The following is a 23,046-nucleotide window of genomic DNA, read 5'->3' on the forward strand; positions in this document are numbered from 1 at the left end:
GCCGCCGGGCCACCTCCATCGGCACGACACCTCCGCACACCACCCCGAGGAAGGCGAGAGCGATGCTCGTACGGAAGCCGCAGTTCACGCGAGGGCGTGAGCACGAGGGCGAGCGAGGGACCGCGGGTACGGGGCGACACCGTCGCGGCGTCCTCACGGTCCTGGCCGTCGCCCTGGTGCTCACCGCCACCTCGGTGGCGCTCGGCGCCGGCGGCGAAGAGGACCGGAACGTACGGGCCGCGCAGCCCCTCGCGGCGAGCGTCCCCGTCGAGCGGCTGGCCTCGGGGGACCTCGCACAGGGCATCGACTCGCTTCAGGAACACCTCAAGGCGCAGCCCAAGGACGCCACCGGCTGGGCGACCCTGGGCGCGGCCTACGTCGAGCAGGCCAGGACCAGCGGCGATCCGACGCGCTACCCGCAGGCGGAGAAGGCATTCGGGCGCTCGCTCGCGCTGCGCCCCGCCGACGAGAACGACGCGGCCCTCGCCGGACGTTCGGCGCTGGCCGCCGCGCGGCACGACTTCCCGGCGGCGCTGGGCCAGGCGGACCGGGCGCTGCGGGTCAACCCGTACAGCGAACGCGCGCTCTCCACCCGGGTCGACGCACTGGTCGAACTCGGCCGCTACGACGAGGCGTGGAAGGCCGTCGAACTCGCCGACCGGCGCCGCCCCGGCCTCCCCGTCTTCACCCGGTACGCGTACGTACGGGAGCTGCGCGGCGACGTCAAGGGCGCGCGCGAGGTGCTGCTGCGGGCCCGGAACTCCGCCTCCAGCGCCGCCGATACGGCGTACGTCGCGACCGCGCTCGGCCAACTCGCCTGGAGCCAGGGGCAGTACGCCGACGCGCTGGACCACTACGCGACCGCGCTGCGCGCCGACCCGCGGTACGTTCCCGCGCTGGAGGGGCGCGGACGCACCTACGCCGCGCAGGGCAGGACCGAGCAGGCGCTGACCGATCTCGAAGAGGTCGTACGCCGCTACCCCCTGCCGGGCCAGCTCGCCGCGCTCGGCGAGCTGTACGAGGTGGCCGGTCAGCGCGAGAAGGCCGGGGAACAGTACGAACTCATCGGTACCTGGACCCGGTTGGCCCGCGCCAACGGGGTCGCCACCGACCTGGAGTCCGCGCTCGTCGAGGCCGACCACGGCGACGCCGGGCAGGCGCTCGAAGCGGCGCGCGCCGAGTGGTCCCGCCGCGAGAGCGTCCACACCGCGGACGCGCTCGCCTGGGCGCTCCACGCGAACGGCAAGGACCGCGAGGCGCTGACGTACGCGAGGAAGGCGACCGCGGCGTCCCCCGGCTACCGCAACGCGTCGTTCCTCCACCACCGCGGCATGATCGAGCGGGCCCTCGGTGACGACAAGGCCGCGCGCCGCTCGCTGACCGCCGCGCTCGACCTGAACCGGGGCTTCTCGCCCACGGGCGCGCGCGAGGCCAGGTCCGCGCTGTCCGCGCTCACCGGATCCGGATCCCGGGAGGACTCATGACGGGACGACCCACGACGGGAGGGCTCACGACGGGACGACTCGCGGCCGGGAGGCTCGTACCGCGACGTACCGCCGCCACCGCGCTCGCCACCCTCGTGGCGGGGACGGCGCTCGCACTGCTGCCCGCCCAGGCCGCGCAGGCGCACCCGCTCGGGAACTTCACCGTCAGCCAGTACGACGGGCTGGTCGTCGCCCCGGACACCCTGCGCGTGGACCATGTGGAGGACCTGGCGGAGATCCCCGCCGCGCAGGAGCGCAACCGTATCGACACCGACGGGAACGAGGAGCTGGACGCCGCCGAACTCGCCGCGTGGGCCACGGCGCGGTGCGCCACCGCCGCCTCCGGCGCCCGGCTGACGGTGGGGGAGGGCGGCGGAGAGGCCGTCCCCGTCACGGCGGGCGGGGCGCAGGCGCGGGAGCGCCCGGGACAGGCCGGGCTGCGGACGCTGCGCGTGACCTGCGAGCTGACGGCGCCCCTGCCGGGCGACGGGCCGCAGCGGATCACGTACCACCCGGCGGGCGTCGCGACCGGCGCGGGCTGGCGGGAGATCACCGCGCGGGGCGACCGGATGACGCTCACGGAGGCGGGGGACCTGCCGCGCGACTCCCTCTCGCGGCGGCTGACCTCGTACCCCGGCGACCTGCTCTCCTCGCCGCCCGACCACCGGTCGGCCGCGTTCACGGTCCGGGCCGGCGGTCCCGCGCTGGCCGGGGGCGAGGACGAGAAGAGCGGTTCCCCGGTGGCCGGGGTGCTGCCGCGCGGCGCGGACCGCTGGGCGCAGGCGCTGACCGGTCTGGTGGCCCGGCACGAACTGACCGTCGGCTTCGCGGCGTTCGCGCTCGGTGTGTCCCTGCTGCTGGGCGCCATGCACGCACTGGCCCCGGGGCACGGCAAGACGATGATGGCCGCCGCGGCGACGGCGGGCGGGCGCAGCTCCCTGCGCGATGTGCTGGCCCTCGGGTTCTCGGTGACCATGACGCACACGCTGGGTGTCTTCGCGCTGGGCGCGCTGATCGTGGCGGGCTCGGCGGCGGCGCCCACGGTGGTGTTCTGGCTCTCCCTCGCGAGCGGTGCGCTGGTCGCGATCGCGGGCGCGCTGCTGCTGCGCAGGGCGTGGCGCCACCGGCGCCGCCCGCAGGGACACACGCACGGGCACACACACGGACCCACCCACGCGCATGAGCCGCACGAAGCGCCCGACGAGGCGCGGGTGCCGGTGCTCACGTCGGCACACCGGCACGAGCACGAACACGAACACGGGCACGAGGTGTCCCACGGCCCGGTGGCCACACTCACGGCGGAACGCGAGGACGACGGGCACACGCACCACCACGGCCACCATCACACTCACGACCACAGCCACGATCATGATCGCGCACACGCACACGCACACGCACACGCGGACGCGGACGCGCTCGCGCACGCCCGCAGCCACCTTCCGCCCGCCCCCGGACTCCGCGGGATCATCCTGCTCGGCTTCGCCGGCGGGCTGGTCCCGAGCCCGTCCGCCGTCGTCGTCCTGGTCGGCGCTGCGGCCCTCGGGCAGGCGTGGTTCGGCTTCCTGCTGGTGATCGCGTACGGGGCCGGGCTCGCCGTCACCCTCGCGGGGGCCGGGTTCGCGGTGGTACGGCTGCGGGAGACCACCACCCGCAGGCTGGCCGCCCGCCCCCGGGGCCGCTTCCTGGCGCTGGCCCACCGGACGGCCCCGTTCGCGTCGGCCGTGGTCGTGCTCGCCCTGGGCTGCGGGCTGATGCTCCGCGGGGTCGTGACCGGCCTGGGATGAGCCCCGGGGGGCCCGCGGTCAGAAGAAGACCCCGCAGCGCAGCAGCACATTCGCGTACGGCCGCGCCTCACCGGTGCGTACGATCAGCCGCGCGCCCGCCGACAGCCTCTTCAGCTCCTCGTGCGGGACGAAGCCGAGATCCGGGAGGCGACTCAGCAGCCGCGCCGCCTCCGGGTTCGCCTCCCGTACCTCGTGGGCGGCCGTCGCACCCTCCACGACCAGCTCCGCCAGCAGCCCCTCCAGCACCTGGGCGAAGGACGGCACCCCGGCCACGAAGGCCAGGTCCACCACACGGGGGCCGGCCGGGACGGGCATGCCCGCGTCGCAGACCAGCACCCCGTCCCCATGGCCCAACTCGGCCGTCGCGCCCGCGAGATGACGGTTCAGGATCCCTGACCTCTTCACAGCGACGCCACCTCCTCCGCCGTCGGGAACGACACCTGGGCGCCCGCCCGGGTGACCGCCACGGCGCCCACCCGCGCGGCGTACTCCGCCGCCGCCGTCAGCTCCTCGCCCGCGCCGAGCCGCCACGCCAGCGCCGCGGTGAACGCGTCACCGGCGCCCGTCGTGTCCACGGCCCGCACCCGTACGGACGGTACGAGCGCCGTCGTCCGCGCGTCCGCCACCAGCGCTCCGCGCTCGCCCAGCGTGATGACCACCGAGCGCGGTCCCAGCACCAGCAACGCCCGTGCCCAGTCGGCCGGTTCGTCGCCCACCGGGTCCGCCGTCGCGCCGAGCACGACCCGTGCCTCGTGCTCGTTGACGATCAGCGGATCGCACGCCGCGAGGATCTCGGCGGGCAGTTCCACCGGCGGCGAGGGGTTGAGGACGAAGCGAGTGCCGGGCACCAGCCTCCGTACCACCTCGGTGACCGTCTCCAACGGGATCTCCAACTGGGTGGAGACCACGCGCGACGCCCCCAGCAGCTCCGCCGCGTCCCGTACGTCCTCGGGGGAGAGCCGGGCGTTGGCGCCCGGGGACACCACGATGCTGTTGTCCCCGGACGGGTCGACGGTGATCAGCGCGACCCCGGTGGGCGCCCCGCCGGACCGTACCCCCGCCGTGTCGACACCGGCCGTGTGCTGCGAGTCGAGCAGCAGCCGGCCGTGCGCGTCGTCACCGACCCGCGCCAGCAGCGCCGTACGGGCCCCGAGGCGGGCGGCGGCGACCGCCTGGTTGGCGCCCTTGCCGCCCGGATGGACCGTCAGGTCCGAGCCGAGGACGGTCTCGCCGGGGCCCGGGCGCCGCTCGACGCCGATCACCAGGTCGGCGTTGGCCGACCCCACGACCAGCAGGTCGTAGTCGTACATCGCTGTCTCTCTCCGTTTCCTCAGGGGTACGGGTCCTTCAGGCACTACGGGTCCTTCAGGGGCTACGGGTCCCTCAGGGGTACGGGACCGCGCGGCCGTCAGGAGAAGTCGGCCACGTTCTTCGCCGTGACCACCTTCACCGGGACCTTCACCGTCGCGTCGATCTTCTTGCCCGCGGCGGCCTCGATCGCGTTGCGCACGGCCAGTCTGCCCAGCTCGGCGGGTTGCTGCGCCACCGACGCGTACAGGGTGCCCGCCTCGACCGCCTTCAGCCCGTCGGGCGTGCCGTCGAAGCCGACCACCGGGATCGACGTGCCCGCCCTGGACCCGAGCGCCTTGATCGCGCCGAGCGCCATCTCGTCGTTCTCGGCGAAGACACCGTTCACGTCACCGTGGGCCTGGAGCAGGTTCGTCATCACGTCGAGGCCCTTGGTGCGGTCGAAGTCCGCGGGCTGCTTCGCGACGACCTTGATACCCGGGTACGCCTTGATGCCCTGGGCGAAGCCGGCGCCGCGCTCCCGGCTCGCGGAGGTGCCGGCCGTACCCTGGAGGACCACGACGCGGCCCTTCCCGCCGAGTTTGTCGGCCAGCGCCCGCGCCGCCTGCTCGCCGCCCGCGACATTGTCGGAGGCGACGAGGGTCGCGACGTCCGCCTTGTTGACCCCGCGGTCGGCGGCGATCACCGGGATGTCCGCCTGGTTGGCGGCGCGCACCGAGGGGCCCGCCGCGTCCGAGTCGACCGGGTTGACGATCACCGAGGACATGCCCTCGCTGGTGAAGTTCTGTATCTGGTTGGCCTGTTGGGAGGCGTCGTTCTGCGCGTCGGTCACGGTCAGATCCACGCCCTTCGCCTTCGCCTCGGCCTGGGCGCCCGCCTTCAACTGCACGAAGAACGGGTTGTTGAGGGTGGAGACGGACATGCCCACCTTGGTCGCGCCGCCGGAGGAGCCGTTGTTCCAGAAGGAGACACCGCCGATGACGGCGGCCACCAGCACCGCGGCGACCGTGTACTTCACGGCCTGCGCCTTCTTGCCCCCGGGCCCGCCCGCACCGGCCGCGCCACCGGCGCCGCCCGTCACCGGGGTGGCTCCGGCGCGCCGGCGCACCGTGTCGAGCAGCACCGCGAGCGCGATGACGACACCGATGACGACCTGCTGCCAGAACGCCGACACCGACAGCAGGTTGAGGCCGTTGCGCAGCACCGCGAGGATCAGCGCGCCGATCAGGGTGCCGGACGCCTTGCCGACCCCGCCCGACAGGCTGGCGCCGCCGATGACGACCGCGGCGATCGCGTCGAGCTCGTACCCCTGCGCGGCCTGCGGCTGCGCCGAGGCGAGCCGGGAGGCGAGGACGACACCCGCGACGGCGGCGAACAGCCCGGACAGGGCGTAGACGGCGACCTTCTGGCGCTTGACGCGCAGCCCGGAGAGGCGCGCCGCCTCCTCGTTGCCGCCGATCGCGTACATCGAGCGGCCGAGGTAGGTGCGGCCCAGGATCACCGCGGTGATCAGCCCCATCACGATCATCACGAGGACGGGCACGGGCAGCCAGCCGCCGAGCGTGTCACCCAGCCTGGAGACCGAGGAGGGGAAGGCGATCGGGCTGCCCTGCGAGATCACCAGGGAGAGGCCGCGGCCCACCGAGAGCATCGCCAACGTGGCGATGAACGGCGGGAGTTTGCCGTACGAGACGAGCGCGCCGTTGACGAGGCCGCACGCGATGCCGGTGGCGACGGCGAGGATGACGGCCAGCCACACCGGCACCCCCTCGGACGTCGCCGACCAGGCCAGTACGGTCGCGGAGAGCGCAGCCACCGAGCCGACGGACAGGTCGATGCCCGCCGTGACGATGACGAAGGTGACACCGAACGCGAGGATCGCGGTCACGGCGGCCTGCACACCGACGTTCAGCAGGTTCTGCGTGGTGAGGAAGTCGCCCGACAGCAGCGACATCGCCACCACCAGGACGACCAGGGCGCTCAGGGCGCCGTTGTCGAGGAGGAGACGGCGGAGCCCCGGGGCGCCACCGCCGCCTGTTGTGCTCTTCTCGCTCTTGAGCGTGTCAGTGGCCACGGGAGCCCTCCACTCCTTCTTCGTCGACAGTCGTGCCGGTCGTGCCGGTCGTATCGGTTGCGTCAGTTGCGTCAGTTGCGTTGGTCGTGCTGGTCGGGTCGGTCGTGCCGGGTGTGTGCGTCGTGGCGCCGGCCGCGGGCGGTCCTGTGCTCACGGCGAGCGCCATCACCGCGTCCTGGGTGGCCTCGCCGGCGTCCAGCTCACCGGCGATCCGGCCCTGTGCCATCACCAGCACCCGGTCGCTCATGCCGAGCACCTCCGGCAGATCGCTGGAGATCATCAGCACGGCGTGGCCCGCGGCGGTGAGTTCGTTGATGAGCTGGTAGATCTCGACCTTCGCGCCGACGTCGATGCCGCGCGTCGGCTCGTCCAGGATCAGCACCCGGACATCGGCCAGCAGCCACTTGCCGATGACAACCTTCTGCTGGTTGCCGCCCGACAGGGTGCCCACACGCTGTTCAAGTCCCGCCATCCGCACGCCGAGTTGTCCGGCCATCCGGGCGGCGGCGGTGTGCTGGGCCTTGCGGTCCACCAGCCCGCCACGGGTCGCGGAACGCAGGGTGACCAGGCCGAGGTTCTCCGCCACGGAGGCGTCGAGCAGCAGGCCCTGGCCCTTGCGGTCCTCGGGTACGAGGCCGATCCCGGCGGCCATCGCCGCGCCGACGTCGTACCGGGGCAGGGGAGTTCCCCCGACCCGTACGGTGCCGCTGTCGTAGTGGTCGGCGCCGAAGACCGCCCGTACCACCTCGGTGCGGCCCGCGCCCACCAGTCCCGCGATACCGACGACCTCGCCGGCCCGTACCTCGAACCCCACGTCGTGGAAGACGCCCTGCCGGGTCAGCCCGCTCACACTGAGCAGGGCGGTGCCGGTCTCCGCGCGGCGGCGCGGGTACTGCTGCTCGATGCTGCGGCCGACCATGAGGCGTACGAGTTCGTCCTCCGGGGTCGACGCGGGCACCTGGCCGACGCTGCGGCCGTCGCGCAGCACGGTGACCCGGTCGCCGAGCGCCGCGATCTCCTCCAGATGGTGGGTGATGAAGACGATGCCCACCCCCTCCTCGCGCAGGGTGCGTACGATCCGGAAGAGCTTCTCCACCTCCTCGGAGGTCAGTACGGCGGTCGGCTCGTCCATCACCAGCACACGCGCGTCCAGGCTGAGCGCCTTGGCGATCTCGACCATCTGGAGCCGGGCGATGCCCAGTTCACGCACCTTGGTGTGGGGCGGCGTGGTGACGCCGACGCGCTCCAGCAGGGTGGCGGCGTCGGCCTCCATCTTCTTGCGGTCGATGAGGCCGAAGCGGCGCGGCTGGCGCCCCAGGAAGATGTTCTCGGCCACCGTCAGATCGGGGACGAGGTTGAACTCCTGGTAGATGGTGGCGATGCCGAGCCGTTCCGCGTCCTGCGCGCCGTGGATACGTACCTCCTCCCCGTCGACGAGCACACGTCCGGTGTCGGGCCGGTACGCGCCGGAGAGCATCTTGATCAGTGTGCTCTTGCCGGCGCCGTTCTCACCGAGGAGGACGTGCACCTCGCCGCGGCGCAGGTCGAAGTCGACGCTGTCCAGCGCCACCACGCCGGGGAAGGTCTTGCGTATCCCTTCGACACGCAGCAACTCGTCCGGGTGACTCACGGGTCGCTCCTTTGCGATCGTGCTGATGGGTTCCGTTCCGAAGGGACGGGGTCCGGTGGCCCCGGTGGGGCGTCCGGACCGCGGTCCGGGGGCGCGCCGTTCGGCGGCAGGTCCGCACCGCACGAGCGGCGTACGACCAGCCGGGCGGGCAGGGTCACGGACGGCGGTTCGCGGCCGGCGATGCGTTCGGCCAGGGCCCGCACCGCCGCCCGCCCCAACTCGTCCGTGGGCTGCGCGATGGCGGTGATCGGCGGGTCCGTGTGCACGAACCAGGGGATGTCGTCGAAGGCGGCGAGCGCGATGTCCTCGGGGACCCGCAGCCCACGGGCGCGGAACGCGTCGAGCGCGCCGAGCGCCATCAGGTTGTCCGCGGCGAACACCGCGTCGGGCGGCTCCGGCAGATCGAGGAAGCGCTCGGCGGCCCGGCGTCCGCTCTCGGCCTGGAAGTCGCCCTGGCCGATGTACGCGTCCGGCAGCGCCACCCCGTGCTCACCGAGTGCCGCGCGGAACGCGTCGACGCGCTCGCTGCCGGTGGTGGTGGCCGCGGGGCCCGCGATGATCGCCGGCCTGCGGTGGCCGAGCGCCAGCAGATGGCCGACCAGGTCCCGTACGGCGGCGCGCCCGTCCGCCCGGACGACCGGCACGTCCACGCCGGGGATCCACCGGTCCACGAAGACGACCGGTGTGTCGGCGCGCACCGCGTCGAGTATCAGCTTCGCCCCGCGGTCGGTGGGGGACAGGAGCAGTCCGTCGATCCGGCGGTCCAGCAGCGTACGGATGTGGTGGTCCTGCAACTCGGGCCGCTCGTCGGCGTTCCCGATGATCACGCTGTAGCCGAGGGCCCGCGCCTCCTCCTCGACGGCCCGCGCCAGGGAGGTGAAGTACGGGTTGAGCACATCGCTGATGACCAGGCCGAGGGTGCGGGTCTCGTCGGTGCGCAGGGAGCGGGCCACCGCGTTGGGCCGGTACCCCAGCGCGGCGACGGCGGCGAGCACCCGGGCGCGGGACTCCGGGCTGACCGACGGATGGTCGTTGAGTACGCGGGACACCGTGGCGGCGGAGACACCCGCTCGGGCCGCGACGTCCTTGATGGCCGCCATCGTCGGTCCACCTCCTTGTGGAATCGATTACACGGAGGATTGGAATCGATTCCACAGGGAGAAAGCAAGGGTCTGGGGGTATCCCGAGACCCGATCGTGATGAAAGCCGGGCCCGCAGGCCCGGGCTCCTTCGCCCGGGCCGCCCGCACCGGGGCCCGCCCGCCTCCGCCGCTGATCCGCCCCGCTCAGTCCCGCAGCGTCGGCGCCTCCCCGATGAAGGTGTCCAGGACCCCGTCCGCCACCTTGATCGTGCCCTGCGGCCGGGTCGTCCCCGGGATCGTCCTGACCTCGGCGGCCCGGCGGGCCAGTCCGGCCGCCTCGGCGAAGGCCCCCGCGCCGCTGCCGCCGTGGAGCTGTGCCCGCAGCCCGTCCAGCGTGGCGTCGAGCGCGTCACCCCACAGGTCGAGCGCGGTCAGCCACGGCGCCGTCTCCCTGAGGAAGCCCTGGTCCGCCACTCCGCCCCGTATCCGCTCCGGCGCGTCGGCGAGCAGGGCGGCGTGGGCGGACAGCTCGCGCAGCGCGGACCGCCGCTCCTGGAACGAGCCGATGGACCATACGGTGCGGAAGTCGTCCAGCGCCGCGCGCAGCACGGGTGCCTGCGGCTGCCAGTTCTCCGGGCCGAACGTCGGCGCGAGATGCTGGGTGTCGAAGAAGGCCAGCAGCGCCCGTGTGACCGTACGATCGCCGCCCGACAGATGGTCGGCCGCCGCGCGCCAGGTGCGCCCGGCGTCGTAACCCCGGTCGTTCCACGCGAAGGACGCCCCGCCGAAGAGTGCGACCTTGCTCGCGGCGGCCTGGTTCATGGGGTTGAGGACGATGCCGCTCAACTCCTCGTGCAGCCCGGCCTCGCGCCGGTCGTACGGGGCCATCAGCAGCCGGCCCGTGGTCTGCCCGTAGTCGTTGACCGGATAGTTGTCCCAGAGGAACACCTTGCGTCCCCAGACCGCAGAGGCGGCGCGGGCGTCGGCCACACTGATCGACGGCGGGACGACGTCGTTGCCCGTCCACTGCACGACCACCTGGGGGTCGAGCTGCTCGCGCAGGACCTTCTTGTAGGGGGAGTCGGCCATGTCGGAGTACTCGGTGGGCACCATCTGGAGAGGACGGGCGCCGGTGTGCGTGCCGATGAAGTCGCGCTGCACCGCGTTGAGCAGATCGGCCTGCGCCCGCCCGGCGGCGGCCCGGCCCGGAGCGCCGTACTTCGCCTGGTCCGAGGGGCAGTTCCAGCTCGTGTAGCTGATGTCGTCCAGCGCCACGTAGAAGCTGCGCGCCCCCTGTGCGTAGAGGCTTTCGAGCTTGTTCTCCAGGGCGCTCACGTCGTTCGGGTCGCTGTAACAGACCGACAGGCCGGGGGAGATGGCGTAGGTGAAGTCGACGTGGTGGGCGGTGGCGCGGTCGATCAGCTCGCGCAGATCGGCGAGCCGTTCCGCGGGGTAGGTGTCGCGCCAGCTCTCCCGCAGGTACACGTCGTCCTTGGGGGCGTAGATGTACGTGTTGGCCTTGACAGCGCCGTAGAAGGCGAGTTGGTCGAGCCGGTCGGCGTGCGACCAGGGCGCGCCGTAGAAGCCCTCGATGCTTCCGCGCAGGGACATCAGGGGGTGGTCGGTGACCGAAACGGCCGCGATGCTCCTGCTCGCGGGGGCCGCCAACTGCCGGAAGGTCTGCGCCGCGTAGTAGATACCGTCCGCGTCGTTGCCCGCGAGGACGGCCGTGGCGCCGGTACGGCCTTCGCCCGCCGTGGTGGCGAGCGAGTACCCCTCCGCGGCGAGCGTGCCGGGGACGCTTCCGCCCGCCGCGCGCAGGGCGCGGGCCACCGCCCGGTCCGTGATCGACCCGACCACGACGGTGAGGCGGGGGTCGCGCGCACCGTCAGCCGGGGTGGCCCCGGCGCCGCCGATCGGGACCTGGTCGATCCGGCGCGCTCCGGCGGAGGTCAGCGCCTCTCTGATCACATCGAGACCGGCGGTGTCGGCGCCCTCACCGACGGCCAGCCGCACCCGGTCCGGTACGCGCAGCGCGCGCCCGGCGGCCGTCATCCGCTGTGGTGTGGGGGTGACGACCGGGAGGTGGTCCGAGGGGGCGGACGCGCCGGCGGTCGAGGAGGTGGACGCGCCGACGGGTGCGGCGGTCACGGGGGCGGGCAGGGCGAGTGGGGTGAGGGTGGCGAGTGCCAGGGCGCCGAGCAGGGGGAGGCCGAGAAGAGACTGTCCGGGGTGGTGCCTTCGGGACCGACGGAGCACGGCAACTCCAAGGAGAGCGGGACCCGGTCACCGGCCGGTGACCGATTGGTCTAAACCATCATCGAGGCGAGTACATGTCAAGATGGCGTGGTGGGGTGAATTCCCCTGGTCGGGACGTGAATATCCCACTTAGGATCCGAACGTGAAGACGCCGACGGACACACCGTTCCACGCAACCCCTGCCCGCCCGTCGGCCGACATCGGGCGACTTGTCCGTGACGGAGATCCTCGTGCGCGGTATCGCGGACTCGTGCTCCTCGCCGAACGGCTGGCCCCGGACGGTGCCCCCGGGGACCGGGCCGCCGACGCATCCGAGAGGGCCCAACTCGCCGCGCTGCTGCCCCTGTCGGTGACAGGGCCTGCGGAGTCCGCCCTCGTCCTCGCGGAGTTGTACGAGCGCCTGGGGCCGTACATTCCGGAGCGGCGCCGCCCCTCGTGGCGGACGGCCGACCTGCCGGAGCGCGTACGGATCGCCTGGCTCCGCGCCGAGCTGCACAACGAGCCGGGGGTGCTCCGCACCGAACCCCCGAGTGAGCTGCTGTACCAGGCTGTTCGGGATCTCGACGTCACGCGCGCCCACCGGCCCCAGCGCCTGCTGGCGGAGCTGGTGGAGTGCGGCGACCCCGTGGTGCGGGCCGAGGCGGTGCGGTTCGCCCGGCAGGGGCTGCACGCCGGACTTCTCGCGCCCGCGCTCGTCCGCACCCACCTGATCGGCCTGGCGCGATCCGGCGCCCCCGGGACCGCGACCGCCGCGCTCACCGAACTCGCCGAACCCTGGGCGGCGTTGGAGCCGCTGCCGCCGGGGGAGCTGTCCGGATTCCTCGACCCGGGCACGGGCGACGACCCCGCCGGCGCCGGAGCCGCTACCGACTCCGGCGCCGGTGGCGTCGCCGACCTCGGTACCGCCGAAGCCGCGCTCCTGGTCTCCGCCCGCCACGGGCACGGCGATCTGCTGTGGCGGGTCGTCGCGGAACCGGACCGCCCACCGGGCCAGCGCCGGCGCGCCATGGAACTCCTCGGCGCGCTCGCGGAACGCGGGGACATCGACGCCCTGACCGCCCTCGCCACCCGCGATCCCCTGCTGCTCGGCAGCGCGGCGATGCGCTGTCTGCGCGGGCTCCACCGACGTGGACACTTCCCGGCGCGCCCGGCCGTACCGGCGCTCGTCGGACTGGCCCTCGCGGACCACACGATCCCGCCCCGCGCGTTCGCGACGGTCCTCTTCACCTGCCGACGGGAGGTGTGCGACGCGCTCACCGACGCGCCCGCGGACGACCCCAGTTGGCCGCGCCGGCTCGCCCTGCTCGTCGAACTGGCCCGGCAGGGGGCCGGGGAGCCGCCGATCGGCGACGCCCTCACCCGCGTCCTCCCGTCGGCCGCCGCGCCCGAGCCGTTTCTCGACGCGCTCCGCGAACTGCGCCACACGGATGCCGAAGAGGCCGTCATCGCCTGCCTGCCGTCCGCGCCCGAAGCGGCCCTGGACGCGCTGGAAGCACTCGGCGGAGAGCGCACCGTACGGATGCTGGCCGACGGGCTCGGCGTGGGTATGGACGCGGACGAGGGGGAGGACGCGGGCGACAGGGAAGAGGGCGCGGAGACCGTCGCCCCCGCGCTGCGGGCCGTGCGCCACCGGGCCCTGGAACTGCTCTGGTCCCTCAACACCGATCCGGAACTGCGCCGCCGTCTCCTCGTACGCCTCGATCCCACTGCTCTCCCCCCACGGATCGCGGCCGGCCTCGGCGGCCCCGACGAGCGGGAACTCGCCCTGCTGCGCTCCCATCTCGATCCGGCCGACCCGGTCGCCGCGCTGCTCAGGCTGGCCGCGCACGGCGACTCCGGTACGGTGCCGGTCCTCGCCGATCTGCTGCTGCGCGTCGTGGCCGACCTCGCGGCGTCAGGGGAGCCCGACACCCGTCAACCCGCCCCGGCCGCCCCGGAGAACGGCCGGTTCACCGAAGGGCGAGCCGCCGAACCCGCCGTGCCCCAGGACGTCGTGGACGCCCTGTGCGCGCTGGGCGGGCGGCTCCACGCGCGGCGCGGGATCCGGCCGGTCTGTCTGCTCGACGCGGCCGACGCCCGGGAAGCCGGTCACGCACTCGTCGCGACCCTGGCGCTGGACCTGCTGGACCGGCCCGGGGTGACCGACGGCGAACGTACGATCCTGCTCAAGCTGCTCCTCGCCGTCCCCTGCGCGCACGCCCGCCCCCGGGTGCACCGCCTGCTCCGCGCCCGCGACCGGCACGTACGCAAACATGTGATCGCCCTGCTCGCCAGGGACGACACGGGGGAGGACGCCCGGGCGCTCTCGGCGACCCTGATCACCCTGACCGCCGCCCAGGACATCCAGACCGTACGCCAGGCACTGCTCGCCCTCGGCCACGCGCGGGCCCGCTGGGCCGCGCCCGCGATCGCCGCGTGTCTCGACCATCCGAACATGAACATCAAGAAGACCGCCGCCGAGGTGCTGGCCAGCGCGGGCGCCCCGGCGGCGGTCCCCGGGCTCCTCCGCCGGCTCGGCCGGGGGACCAACCCGGGGCTGCGTGCCGCGCTCGTCGCCGCGCTGCGCGCCGTCCTCGGCGACGCGTACCTGGCGACCCTCCTCGCGGCGGCGGAGCGCGACCCCGAAGGCGACGACCAGGTACGGCTGTTGGCGGCGGGGCTCGACGGGGTGCTGACCGCGCCCACCGTCCTCGCCCTGGCCGACCAGGCGTCACCGGTGGTACCGGCGCTGCTCGCCCTGGTGGCCGACGGCCGGATCCGCCTCGCCTCCGGGACGCCCGCCGACCTCGCGGCGCCGCTGGCCGCCCACGGCCTCGGCCTCCCCACCGGGCGGCCCCACCGCACGGGCGGTGCGCCGCAGGTGGCGAGCACGGACAGAGCCGCGGACTCCGACGCCAGGTCGCTGGTGACCCGGGGCTGGCACGCGCCGGTCGCCCTCCGGATCGCCGCACGGCCCGAGCTGTCGGAGGACCTGGCACGGAGCCTCAGGCCGATGCTGGCGGACTGGCTCCGCCTGGCCGGAGCGGAGCCCGGTGCCCGGGAACGCGTCGTACGGCTCACGCTACGGATCTGTCCCGCACCCTGGACGGACCGCGAACGGCACACCTTCGCCCGCTCCGTCGAGACCCTGCTCGCCGAACTGGCCACCGCGCGAAGCGACATGGACGGCCCGGACGGCGTGGACAGCTACGGGCGCGCTCTCGCCGCCGTACTAGAAGCAGCCGTACCGACGCTGCCCGCCGTGGAGCGTTCGGCCGTCGCCGACGCGGTACGGGCGCTGCCCCCGGCGCACCCCGGAACGCGCTCCGCGCTCTCCCTGCTGCGCGCCTGTGACGCCGTCCTGGTCCGCGCCGATCTCGACCGGGCACTCGCCGCCGCCCGTCTCACCGCCGACCCCCGGGACGCCCAACAGGCCGTACTCCACGAGGCGTTCCACGCACCGCCGTCCGGAGCGGAAGGCGCGTGGGGCACCGCGCTGGACGCCGCGGTACGTACCCCCGCCGCCCTGGAGCTGTTCCGCCACCACACCGACGGCGAGCCAGGCTCCCGGGCCCGGCTCGCGGCGCTGGCCGACGCCTACCCGGACGCCGGGGCCGAGGTCCGTACCGCCCTTCTCGACTGGATGACCGAACTCCAGCCCCTCGGCACCCCGCCCTGGACCCTCACCGAGGACGCCGCCGCACCGCCGCCCGCACCGCGGACCGTGCGCGGCGCCGACCTCGACCAGCCACGCTCCGCCGCCCTGCGCACCCGCCTGCTGGGCCTGCTGGAGAACGGCACCGAGGACCGCGCGAACGCCGCCGCCCGGACGCTGCTGACCTGGCCCGAGCCGGAGACCGCGCGGACCGTGCTCCGCGGCTGCCTTCAGGGGCGCGTCACCGTGGCCGTCGGCCCGCCGCTCGCCCACGCGTTGACGGCGCTCGCCCGAACCGACGCCGGGAGAGCCGAGTTGGCCGGGGACGGCGTACGGGCCGACCGGCTGCTGCTCGTCGCCGGCGCCGTCGCCCACCGGGACCTGGAGCCGCTGCTCCCCGCGCTGCTCGCCCGCTGGGAACACGGACCGCCCGAGGTGCGCCGTACCGCCGCGCATCTGCTGCACCGGGTCGGCGCCGATGTCCTGGCGGCCCACCTGGAGGACCGGCTCGACGCGGGCGCCTGGGGGTTCGTGGACCTCCTCGTCGGCCGTACGCTGCTCCGCACCCCCGCGCTGACCCGTATCCGACGCCGGTTGCGGGCCGAAGGACGCGACGATCTGGCCGACGGACTCACGCTGGTCGACGGTCCGCTACGGGACCCCGACTCCGTACGGCAGGACGCCGCCGCCCTCGCCGCGCTCCGGGAGCGCCCCGCGGCCGGGTGGGCGGGGCCCGTATCCCGGCCGTCCCGGCGGGAGTTGCTGGACCTGGCCCGTACGGGCACCCCCGAGCGGATCCGCCGTGCGCTCACCCGGCTGGCCGAGGAGCACAGCGGACCCGAACCGGACCAGGACCCCGAACTGCACGCGGTGATAGCCGGGTTGCTGACGCACCCTCGGGCCGGGATCCGGCTGCGCGCCCACCGGATCTCCCGGGCGATGCTGGACCGTACGGCCCATCTGCGCCACACCGCCGTCCTGTTGGACGATCCTCAGCCCGACATCCAGCGCATGGCGATCAGAACCCTGTGCCGTGCCCCGTGGGAACCCGCGATCCCCGCCGTGGTCGAACGGCTCACCCACCCCCACCCCGTCGTACGGGCGGCGGCGACCGAGGGCCTCGTCACTCTCGGCGCCCGCGCCGTCCCGGCCCTGCGGCACGCCGCAGGCCACGCCCGCCCCGACAAACGCTCCCTCTACACGGACGTCCTCGACCGGATCACCGCCACCGGGCCGGCATAGGACCTCCGTGGAGGTCAGTTCCAGCGCGGCAGGTCCGTGCCCCAGCGGGTCGGCGGGTGCGACCAGGTGACGGGCGCGCCCGCGTAGTGCACCGGCGTGAGCGCGTGGTGCAGCGGTCCGTAGGCCGAGGGGGTCTCGGTGAGCCAGGGCGCCGGATCGTACGGGCCGCCCTCCACCGGCGTGTGCCGGACACCGTGCAGCAGCCAGGACGCGGTGCCCGCGAGCGAGAACCGCAGATGCCTTCCCTCACCCGTGGTCTGACGTTCCGTCAGGGCGCGCAGGACCCCGGCCGCGATGAGATACCCCGTACCGTGGTCGAGCGCCTGGGCCGGCAGGGCGCCCGGGTGGCCGTCGGGATCGGCCTCGCGCGCGGCGATACCGCTGGCCGCCTGGACGAGGCTGTCGAAGCCGCGCCGCGCGGCCCACGGACCGGACCAGCCCCAGGCACAGAGCTGCGCGACGATCAGACCGGGGCGCCGGGCCCGCAGCGCGTCGGGCGCCAGCCCGTGCCGGTCGAGCGCGCCCGGCCGGTAGCCGGTCACCACGACATCGGCCGTGTCCAGCAGCTCCTCGAAGACCTGCCGGTCGGGGGCGGCGGAGAGGTCCAGCAGGGTCGAGCGCTTGCCCGGGCCCGTGTCGGCGTGGGCGTCCGGCCGTTCCGGCAGAAGGGGCGAGTCCACCCGCAGGACATCGGCGCCCAGCAGCGCCAGGGTGCGGGTGGCGACGGGACCCGAGATGACCCGGGTCAGGTCCAGCACCCGTACGCCCTCGGCCGGGAGCGCGGCCGACGGCAGCGCCCACGGCGGTCCCTCCCCGGCCTGCCCGGACCTGGCCTGCCCGGTCCCGGTCGTCCTGATCTCGGCGAGCGGTGGCGCGCCGCCGTCGGAGGAGAGCGGAACGGTGGGTTCCGCCGGTGTGGACGCCACGGCCACGGCGAGGCCGCCCGCCGCGTAAACGGTCTCCTGGATCTCCCGGGCCGGGCGTGTCGCCAGCTCGTCCGCGAGCCGCCGAGTGGTCGCCGGACCGTCGCCCGCGTCGCGGATGTCGAGGGCGCCCAGCAACCGGGCGCGGTGGTGCGGGTAGTTGGCGTGCGTACGGACCCAGCCGTCGGCCGCGCGCCAGAACCCGGACAGCGGCGCGAACCCCGTGGGGGCCCGCCCGTCGATCCGCAGATACCGCTCGCTGACGAACGCCGTGGCGACCGCCCCCTCCCGTACCCGTACCGCCGGTACGGGTACGCCGCGGCGGAGCGCGAGCAGTTCCGCGGCGGCCAGCGAGCACACGCCCACGGTCGCCCGCGCCAGTTCCCGCACCGGTAGCCGGGCCGCCAGCACCTCGCCCGCGCCCTCGTACGTCACCGATTCCGCGAGTCCGTCCCGGCCGCCGAGCGCCGCCCACGCGTGAGCGGTCGCCGCGTCGTTTCCTTGCGTCATGGGGCCATTGTCCCGCGCCGGCGTCGCCGTTCCCGTACCCCGGTCCGAGGCCGCGCCTCCGGTTCGGGACCGTGACGTGCGAGAGTGCGATATGACATGCTCATGAGATGAGCCGCTTCCGTGGGTCGCCCGATGTCGTCGTGATCGGAGCGGGCCTGGTGGGCGCCGCCTGTGCCTACCACTGCTCACTGGCCGGGCTGCGCGTCACCGTCGTCGAGCGGGGAGCGATCGGCGCGGGGACCACCGCAGCGTGCGAGGGCAACATCCTCCTCTCCGACAAGGAACCGGGGCCGGAACTCGATCTGGCGCTGCTCTCCGCCCGGCTCTGGGGCGAGCTGGCGGCGGAGATCGGCGCCGAGCGGCTGGAGTACCAGACCAAGGGCGGCCTCGTCGTGGCGACCTCGGCCACGACAGCAGCGGGACTGCGCACGCTCACCGCCGCACAGCGCGGAGCCGGTGTCGACGCGGTCGACATCGGCGCCGACGAGGTCGCCGCGCTGGAGCCGAACGTCACCCGGGAGACGGCCGGCGGCGCGTACTACCCGCAGGACAGCCAGGTCCAGCCGATGCTGGCCACCGCGCGGATCTTCCAGCACCTGCGCGCCCGGGGCGTGACCGTCCTGCCGGGCACGGAGGTCACCGGTTTCCTCCGCGACGCCGGGGACGCCGGGGACGCCGGGGGCACCGGGGACGCAGGAGGCGTCGTCCGCGGCGTCCGTACGACCGCGCCGGACGCTCCCGTGATCCACGCCCGCCATGTCGTCAACGCCGCGGGAACCTGGAGCGGCCGGCTCGGCGCACTGGCGGGCGCGCCGATCCCCGTCCTGCCCCGCCGAGGGTTCGTCCTGGTCACCGAACCGCTGCCCCGGGTGGTCCGGCACAAGGTGTACACCGCCGAGTACGTCGCCAACGTGGCCAGCGGCGACGCGGGCCTGGAGACCTCGGTGGTGGTCGAGGGCACGCGGGCCGGAACGGTCCTGATCGGCGCCAGCCGGGAACGGGTCGGCTTCGACCGTACGATGTCCCTGCCCGTGCTGCGCAAGCTCGCCGCACAGGCCCTCACCGTCTTTCCGTTCCTCGCCGAAGTCCGGCTGCTCCGCGCCTACGTGGGGTTCCGCCCCTACTGCCCCGACCATCTCCCGGTCATCGGCGCCGACCCACGCGCCCCCGGGCTCCTGCACGCGAGCGGACACGAGGGCGCGGGGATCGGACTCTCCCTCGCTACGGGGCGGCTGATCGCCCGGACCATCACCGGCGCCCAACCGGACCTGGATCTCACGCCGTTCCGCCCGGACCGATTCGAGGAGGCCACCGCATGAGCGACCAGCGGGCCGTCGTCCGCTTCACCTTCGACGGCGGACCGGTCGACGCCGAACCAGGACAGAGCGTCGGCGCCGCGCTCATCGCCGCCGGACACCGCTCCTGGCGCCGCACCCGGAACACGGGCGCCCCACGCGGTGTGTTCTGCGGCATCGGCGTCTGCTTCGACTGCCTGGTCACCGTCAACGGCCGGCCGGGCCTGCGCGCCTGCCTGGTCGAGGCCGCGCCCGGCGACCGGGTCACCACCCAGGAGGGGGCGGGCCATGACGACCTCGCCTGCTGACACCCCCGGCCACCAGGTTCGTTACGACCTCGCGGTCCTGGGGGCCGGTCCCGCCGGACTCGCCGCGGCCGTCGCCGCCGCTGCCGCCGGTGCCCGGGTCGCGCTCGTGGACGAGGGCGCCCGCACCGGCGGCCAGTACTGGCGCCACCGACCGGGCGACAACGGGGCCCGGCACCCCGGCCGGCCCGTCCTCCAGCGGCTGAGGGACGGACTGGCCGCCCACGCCGACCGGATCGACCACCTCGCCGGACACACCGTCTGGCACGTGGAACGGAGCGGCTCCGACGCACAAACCCCCGACAGGCGCGGCGACTTCACCACATACACCGTGTCCGGCGGCGCCGGGTGCGACGGCGCCGAGCGGACCGTCGTCAGCCGGGCGGTCGTCGTGGCCACCGGCGCTTACGACCGCCAACTTCCCTTCCCCGGCTGGACCGTGCCCGGTGTCCTCACCGCGGGCGCCGCCCAGGCCCTGCTGAAGGGCCACGGTGTACTCGCCGGGCGGCGGATCGTCGTCGCGGGCACCGGCCCCTTCCTCCTCGCCGTCGCCGCCGGGCTCGCCGAGGCGGGCGCGCGGGTGGCCGGGGTGTACGAGGCGGGGCTGCCCGCCGCGTTCGCCCGCCACCCCCTCGCCCTGGCCGGCAACCCCGCCAAACTCGCCGAGGGCGCCGGGTTCCTGCGCACCCTGGCACGCCACCGGGTGCCCTACCGCACCCGTACCGCCGTGATCGCCGCGCACGGCACCGACGAGGTCACCGGCGTCACCCTGGCGAGGCTCGACGCGCGCTGGCGGACCGTACCGGGCAGCGAACGCCGCCTGGAGTGCGACACACTCGCCGTCGGCCACGGCTTCACGCCCCAGATCGAGATTCCCCTCCAACTCGGCTGCGCCACACGCCGCGACGCCGACGGCAGCCTGGTCGCCGTCGCCGACACCCGTCAGCTCAGCACCGTTCCCGGCGTCTACCTCGCGGGGGAGGTATGCGGCGTCGGCGGCGCCGCCCAGTCCGTCGTCGAAGGCGAACTCGCCGGTCTGCACGCCGCGTTCACCACCGTCGGGACGCGTCCCGGTGCGGCGGCCGTCCGGCGGCTGCTGCGCCGCCGCGCGGCCGGGCGGCGGTTCGCGACCGCCCTGCACGCCGCGTACCCCGTACGGCCCGGCTGGCTGGAGTGGCTGCGGCCCGACACCGTGGTCTGCCGCTGCGAGGAGGTCACGGTCGAGGCGGTCGAAGCGGCCGTCACCGACCTGGGCGCGACCAGCGCCCGCGCCGTCAAGCTGTACGCCCGCCCCGGCATGGGGCTCTGCCAGGGCCGGGTCTGCGGTTACGCCACCACCTGCCTGGTCGCCGACCGCACCGGACGCGAGCCCACCGAGGAGGACCTGCGCTCCCTGTCTGGCCGGCCCATCGCCCAGCCGCTGTCCCTCGGCACCCTGGCGGCGGGCCATCACCCCACCCCACCCTGATCCGCGGAGAACCCAGGAGGCCCCATGAACGAGCCGATTGAGCGGAACGAGTCGAACGAGTCGAACGAGCCGAACGAGCAGGTACGGGCCCAGCCGTGGCACGGCGTGCTGGTGGCGACCGCCCTGCCCCTGCGCTCGAACGGCGAGAACGGCGAGAACGGCGGGAACGGCGAGGACAACGGCGGCGGCGCGCTGCGCGTGGACTTCGACGCCTACGCCGCCCATGTGGCCTGGCTCGCCGCCAACGGCTGCGACGGCGTCACCCCCAACGGCTCGCTCGGCGAGTACCAGACCCTCACGCCGCAGGAGCGCTCCCGCGTCGTGACCACCGCCGTCGAAGCCGCCCCGGAAGGGTTCACCGTCATGCCGGGCGTCGCCGCGTACGGCGCCGACGAGTCGCTGCGCTGGGCCGAACAGGCCGGTGAGGCAGGGGCCCGGGCCGTGATGCTGCTGCCGCCCAACTCCTACCGCGCCGACCGGCGCGCGGTGGTCGCGCACTACCGCACGGTCGCCCGGGCGGGCCTGCCGGTCGTCGCGTACAACAACCCCTTCGACACCAAGGTCGACCTGGAGCCGGACCTGCTCGCCGAGTTGTACGGCGAAGGGCTGATCGTCGCGGTGAAGGAGTTCTCCGGCGATGTGCGGCGCGGCTACCGGATCGCCGAACTGGCCCCCGGACTCGATGTGTTGTGCGGCGCCGACGATGTGTCGCTGGAACTGGCCGTGGCGGGCTCGCCCGGCTGGGTCTCCGGCTACCCCAACGCGTTCCCGCGCGCCTGCGTCACCCTGTGGAAGGCCGCTTCGTCCGGTGACCTGGAGACCGCGCTGCCTCTCTACCGTACGCTGCACCCACTGCTGCGCTGGGACTCCCGTACCGAGTTCGTGCAGGCCATCAAGGCCAGCATGGACCTCGCCGGCCGCTACGGAGGGCCCTGCCGCCACCCCCGCGTACCCCTGACCCCGGAGCAGGAACTGGCCGTACGCCGGGCCACGGAGAAGGCGCTCGCGGAAGGGCTCGGGTAGCCCCCGTGCGCAGCAGCCGGGTCTTCCACGCCGTCGACTCCCACACCGAGGGCATGCCCACCCGTGTCATCACCGGCGGTGTCGGTGTGATTCCCGGCGCCACCATGTTCGACCGGCGCCGCCACTTCATCGACCACCTCGACCACATCCGCGGATTCCTGATGAACGAGCCGCGCGGACACGCCGCGATGAGCGGCGCCATCCTGCAACCGCCGACCCGCCCCGACGCCGACTTCGGGATCCTGTTCATCGAGACCTCGGGGTGTCTGCCGATGTGCGGACACGGCACCATCGGCGTCGCCACCGTCCTCGTCGAGACCGGCATGGTCGAGGTCACCGAACCCGTCACCACCCTCCGGCTCGACACCCCCGCCGGACTCGTCGTCGCCCAGGTACGGGTCACGGACGGCGCCGCCACCTCCGTCACCCTCCGCAACGTGCCGTCCTTCGCACTGGGCCTGGACCGTACGGTACGGGTCTCCCCGTGGGGCGACATCCCGTACGACATGGCCTTCGGCGGCAACTTCTACGCGATCGTCCCCCTCGACCGGCTCGGCATCCCCTTCGAACGGGCCGCGAAACAGTGGATCATGGACGCGGGCCTGGCCGTCATGGCCGCCGTCAACGCACAGGACCGGCCCGTCCACCCCGCCAACCCCGAGATCAACGGCTGCCACCACGTCTATCTCGCCGCCCCCGGATCCGACGCCCGGCACTCCCGGCACGCGATGGTCATCCACCCCGGCATGTTCGACCGCTCGCCCTGCGGTACGGGGACCAGCGCCCGGATGGCACAGCTCCACGCACGCGGCGAACTCGCTCTGCACACCGACTTCGACAACGAGTCCTTCATCGGCACACACTTCACCGGCCGGCTGGTCGAGCAGGACACACTCGCCGTACCGGGCACACCTGGCGGCCTCACCACCGTCACCCCCACCATCGAGGGCCGCGCCTGGATCACCGGTACCGCGCAGTACCACTACGATCCCGACGACCCCTTCCCCGAAGGCTTCGCACTCTGAC

The 23,046-nt window shown here is 74.1% G+C and carries 15 protein-coding genes; 8 read left to right on the top strand and 7 right to left on the bottom strand.

The genetic code is table 11. From position 1 onward, the window contains the following. The first annotated feature begins 62 nt into the window (after nucleotides 1-62). Nucleotides 63-1,484 carry a tetratricopeptide repeat protein gene (locus tag ACIO3P_RS24705; RefSeq protein WP_401852279.1) on the top strand — a complete coding sequence of 474 codons (1,422 nt, stop codon included), beginning with the start codon at nucleotides 63-65 and terminating at the stop codon, nucleotides 1,482-1,484. Beyond that, nucleotides 1,481-3,268 carry a nickel transporter gene (locus ACIO3P_RS24710; RefSeq protein WP_401852280.1) on the top strand — a complete coding sequence of 596 codons (1,788 nt, stop codon included), beginning with the start codon at nucleotides 1,481-1,483 and terminating at the stop codon, nucleotides 3,266-3,268. Before ACIO3P_RS24705 ends, ACIO3P_RS24710 begins: the two co-directional genes overlap by 4 nt. An 18-nt stretch (nucleotides 3,269-3,286) precedes the next feature. On the opposite strand, the gene rbsD is transcribed toward ACIO3P_RS24710, so the two are convergent. From rbsD to ACIO3P_RS24740, 6 genes are all read right to left on the bottom strand, one after another. Next, nucleotides 3,287-3,673 carry a D-ribose pyranase gene (gene rbsD / locus ACIO3P_RS24715; protein WP_329825594.1) on the bottom strand — a complete coding sequence of 129 codons (387 nt, stop codon included), beginning with the start codon at nucleotides 3,671-3,673 and terminating at the stop codon, nucleotides 3,287-3,289. Continuing rightward, nucleotides 3,670-4,578: a ribokinase gene (locus ACIO3P_RS24720; protein WP_401852282.1), complete on the bottom strand. Its 909-nt coding sequence runs from the start codon at nucleotides 4,576-4,578 to the stop codon at nucleotides 3,670-3,672. Before ACIO3P_RS24720 ends, rbsD begins: the two co-directional genes overlap by 4 nt. Nucleotides 4,579-4,676: 98 nt before the next feature. Continuing rightward, a complete protein-coding gene (locus tag ACIO3P_RS24725; protein WP_401790203.1) occupies nucleotides 4,677-6,650 on the bottom strand; it encodes a substrate-binding domain-containing protein in 1,974 nt (657 codons plus the stop codon). Further along, nucleotides 6,640-8,280 carry a sugar ABC transporter ATP-binding protein gene (locus ACIO3P_RS24730; protein WP_401852285.1) on the bottom strand — a complete coding sequence of 547 codons (1,641 nt, stop codon included), beginning with the start codon at nucleotides 8,278-8,280 and terminating at the stop codon, nucleotides 6,640-6,642. The genes ACIO3P_RS24725 and ACIO3P_RS24730 overlap by 11 nt, the downstream gene beginning before the upstream one ends. Continuing rightward, nucleotides 8,277-9,380, bottom strand: a complete 1,104-nt coding sequence (locus ACIO3P_RS24735) for a LacI family DNA-binding transcriptional regulator (RefSeq protein WP_401852287.1) — start codon at nucleotides 9,378-9,380, stop codon at nucleotides 8,277-8,279. Before ACIO3P_RS24735 ends, ACIO3P_RS24730 begins: the two co-directional genes overlap by 4 nt. A gap of 185 nt (nucleotides 9,381-9,565) precedes the next feature. Further along, nucleotides 9,566-11,620, bottom strand: coding sequence for a beta-N-acetylglucosaminidase domain-containing protein (locus ACIO3P_RS24740; RefSeq protein WP_401852289.1), 2,055 nt, complete (start codon nucleotides 11,618-11,620; stop codon nucleotides 9,566-9,568). Nucleotides 11,621-11,870: 250 nt separating this feature from the next. Between ACIO3P_RS24740 and ACIO3P_RS24745 the strand changes: the two genes are divergently transcribed. Then, the gene (locus ACIO3P_RS24745) at nucleotides 11,871-16,496 is read left to right on the top strand and encodes a HEAT repeat domain-containing protein (protein WP_401852292.1); all 4,626 of its coding nucleotides are present in this window, start codon (nucleotides 11,871-11,873) and stop codon (nucleotides 16,494-16,496) included. A gap of 14 nt (nucleotides 16,497-16,510) precedes the next feature. Here the strand turns inward: ACIO3P_RS24745 and ACIO3P_RS24750 are convergent, their stop codons facing one another. Then, the gene (locus ACIO3P_RS24750; protein WP_401852295.1) at nucleotides 16,511-17,929 is read right to left on the bottom strand and encodes a CoA transferase; all 1,419 of its coding nucleotides are present in this window, start codon (nucleotides 17,927-17,929) and stop codon (nucleotides 16,511-16,513) included. A gap of 107 nt (nucleotides 17,930-18,036) precedes the next feature. Here ACIO3P_RS24750 and ACIO3P_RS24755 point away from each other — a divergent pair, with 107 nt between their 5' ends. The 5 genes from ACIO3P_RS24755 to ACIO3P_RS24775 are packed head-to-tail and all read left to right on the top strand — an operon-like array spanning nucleotide 18,037 to nucleotide 23,045. Further along, nucleotides 18,037-19,248 carry an FAD-dependent oxidoreductase gene (locus tag ACIO3P_RS24755; protein WP_329825603.1) on the top strand — a complete coding sequence of 404 codons (1,212 nt, stop codon included), beginning with the start codon at nucleotides 18,037-18,039 and terminating at the stop codon, nucleotides 19,246-19,248. Continuing rightward, the gene (locus ACIO3P_RS24760; RefSeq protein WP_329825604.1) at nucleotides 19,245-19,532 is read left to right on the top strand and encodes a (2Fe-2S)-binding protein; all 288 of its coding nucleotides are present in this window, start codon (nucleotides 19,245-19,247) and stop codon (nucleotides 19,530-19,532) included. The genes ACIO3P_RS24755 and ACIO3P_RS24760 overlap by 4 nt, the downstream gene beginning before the upstream one ends. After that, nucleotides 19,513-20,997 carry an FAD-dependent oxidoreductase gene (locus ACIO3P_RS24765; RefSeq protein WP_401852297.1) on the top strand — a complete coding sequence of 495 codons (1,485 nt, stop codon included), beginning with the start codon at nucleotides 19,513-19,515 and terminating at the stop codon, nucleotides 20,995-20,997. Before ACIO3P_RS24760 ends, ACIO3P_RS24765 begins: the two co-directional genes overlap by 20 nt. Before the next feature lie 24 nt (nucleotides 20,998-21,021). Continuing rightward, nucleotides 21,022-22,020, top strand: a complete 999-nt coding sequence (locus ACIO3P_RS24770) for a dihydrodipicolinate synthase family protein (RefSeq protein ID WP_401852300.1) — start codon at nucleotides 21,022-21,024, stop codon at nucleotides 22,018-22,020. A gap of 5 nt (nucleotides 22,021-22,025) precedes the next feature. After that, complete coding sequence (locus ACIO3P_RS24775) at nucleotides 22,026-23,045, top strand: proline racemase family protein (RefSeq protein WP_401852303.1); 1,020 nt, start codon at nucleotides 22,026-22,028, stop codon at nucleotides 23,043-23,045. Nucleotide 23,046: the final 1 nt, after the last annotated feature.

Origin of the sequence: Streptomyces sp. NPDC087310, from assembly GCF_044744405.1 — a bacterium.
Classification (GTDB): domain Bacteria; phylum Actinomycetota; class Actinomycetes; order Streptomycetales; family Streptomycetaceae; genus Streptomyces.

Bases quoted from the DNA above. Each gene is read 5' to 3' on its own strand.
- ACIO3P_RS24765 (WP_401852297.1), top strand. From the start codon at position 19,513: ATGACGACCTCGCCTGCTGACACCCCCGGCCACCAGGTTCGTTACGAC.
- ACIO3P_RS24705 (WP_401852279.1), top strand. From the start codon at position 63: ATGCTCGTACGGAAGCCGCAGTTCACGCGAGGGCGTGAGCACGAGGGC.
- ACIO3P_RS24710 (WP_401852280.1), top strand. From the start codon at position 1,481: ATGACGGGACGACCCACGACGGGAGGGCTCACGACGGGACGACTCGCG.
- ACIO3P_RS24755 (WP_329825603.1), top strand. From the start codon at position 18,037: ATGAGCCGCTTCCGTGGGTCGCCCGATGTCGTCGTGATCGGAGCGGGC.
- ACIO3P_RS24750 (WP_401852295.1), bottom strand. From the start codon at position 17,929: ATGACGCAAGGAAACGACGCGGCGACCGCTCACGCGTGGGCGGCGCTC.
- ACIO3P_RS24760 (WP_329825604.1), top strand. From the start codon at position 19,245: ATGAGCGACCAGCGGGCCGTCGTCCGCTTCACCTTCGACGGCGGACCG.
- ACIO3P_RS24770 (WP_401852300.1), top strand. From the start codon at position 21,022: ATGAACGAGCCGATTGAGCGGAACGAGTCGAACGAGTCGAACGAGCCG.
- ACIO3P_RS24720 (WP_401852282.1), bottom strand. From the start codon at position 4,578: ATGTACGACTACGACCTGCTGGTCGTGGGGTCGGCCAACGCCGACCTG.
- ACIO3P_RS24735 (WP_401852287.1), bottom strand. From the start codon at position 9,380: ATGGCGGCCATCAAGGACGTCGCGGCCCGAGCGGGTGTCTCCGCCGCC.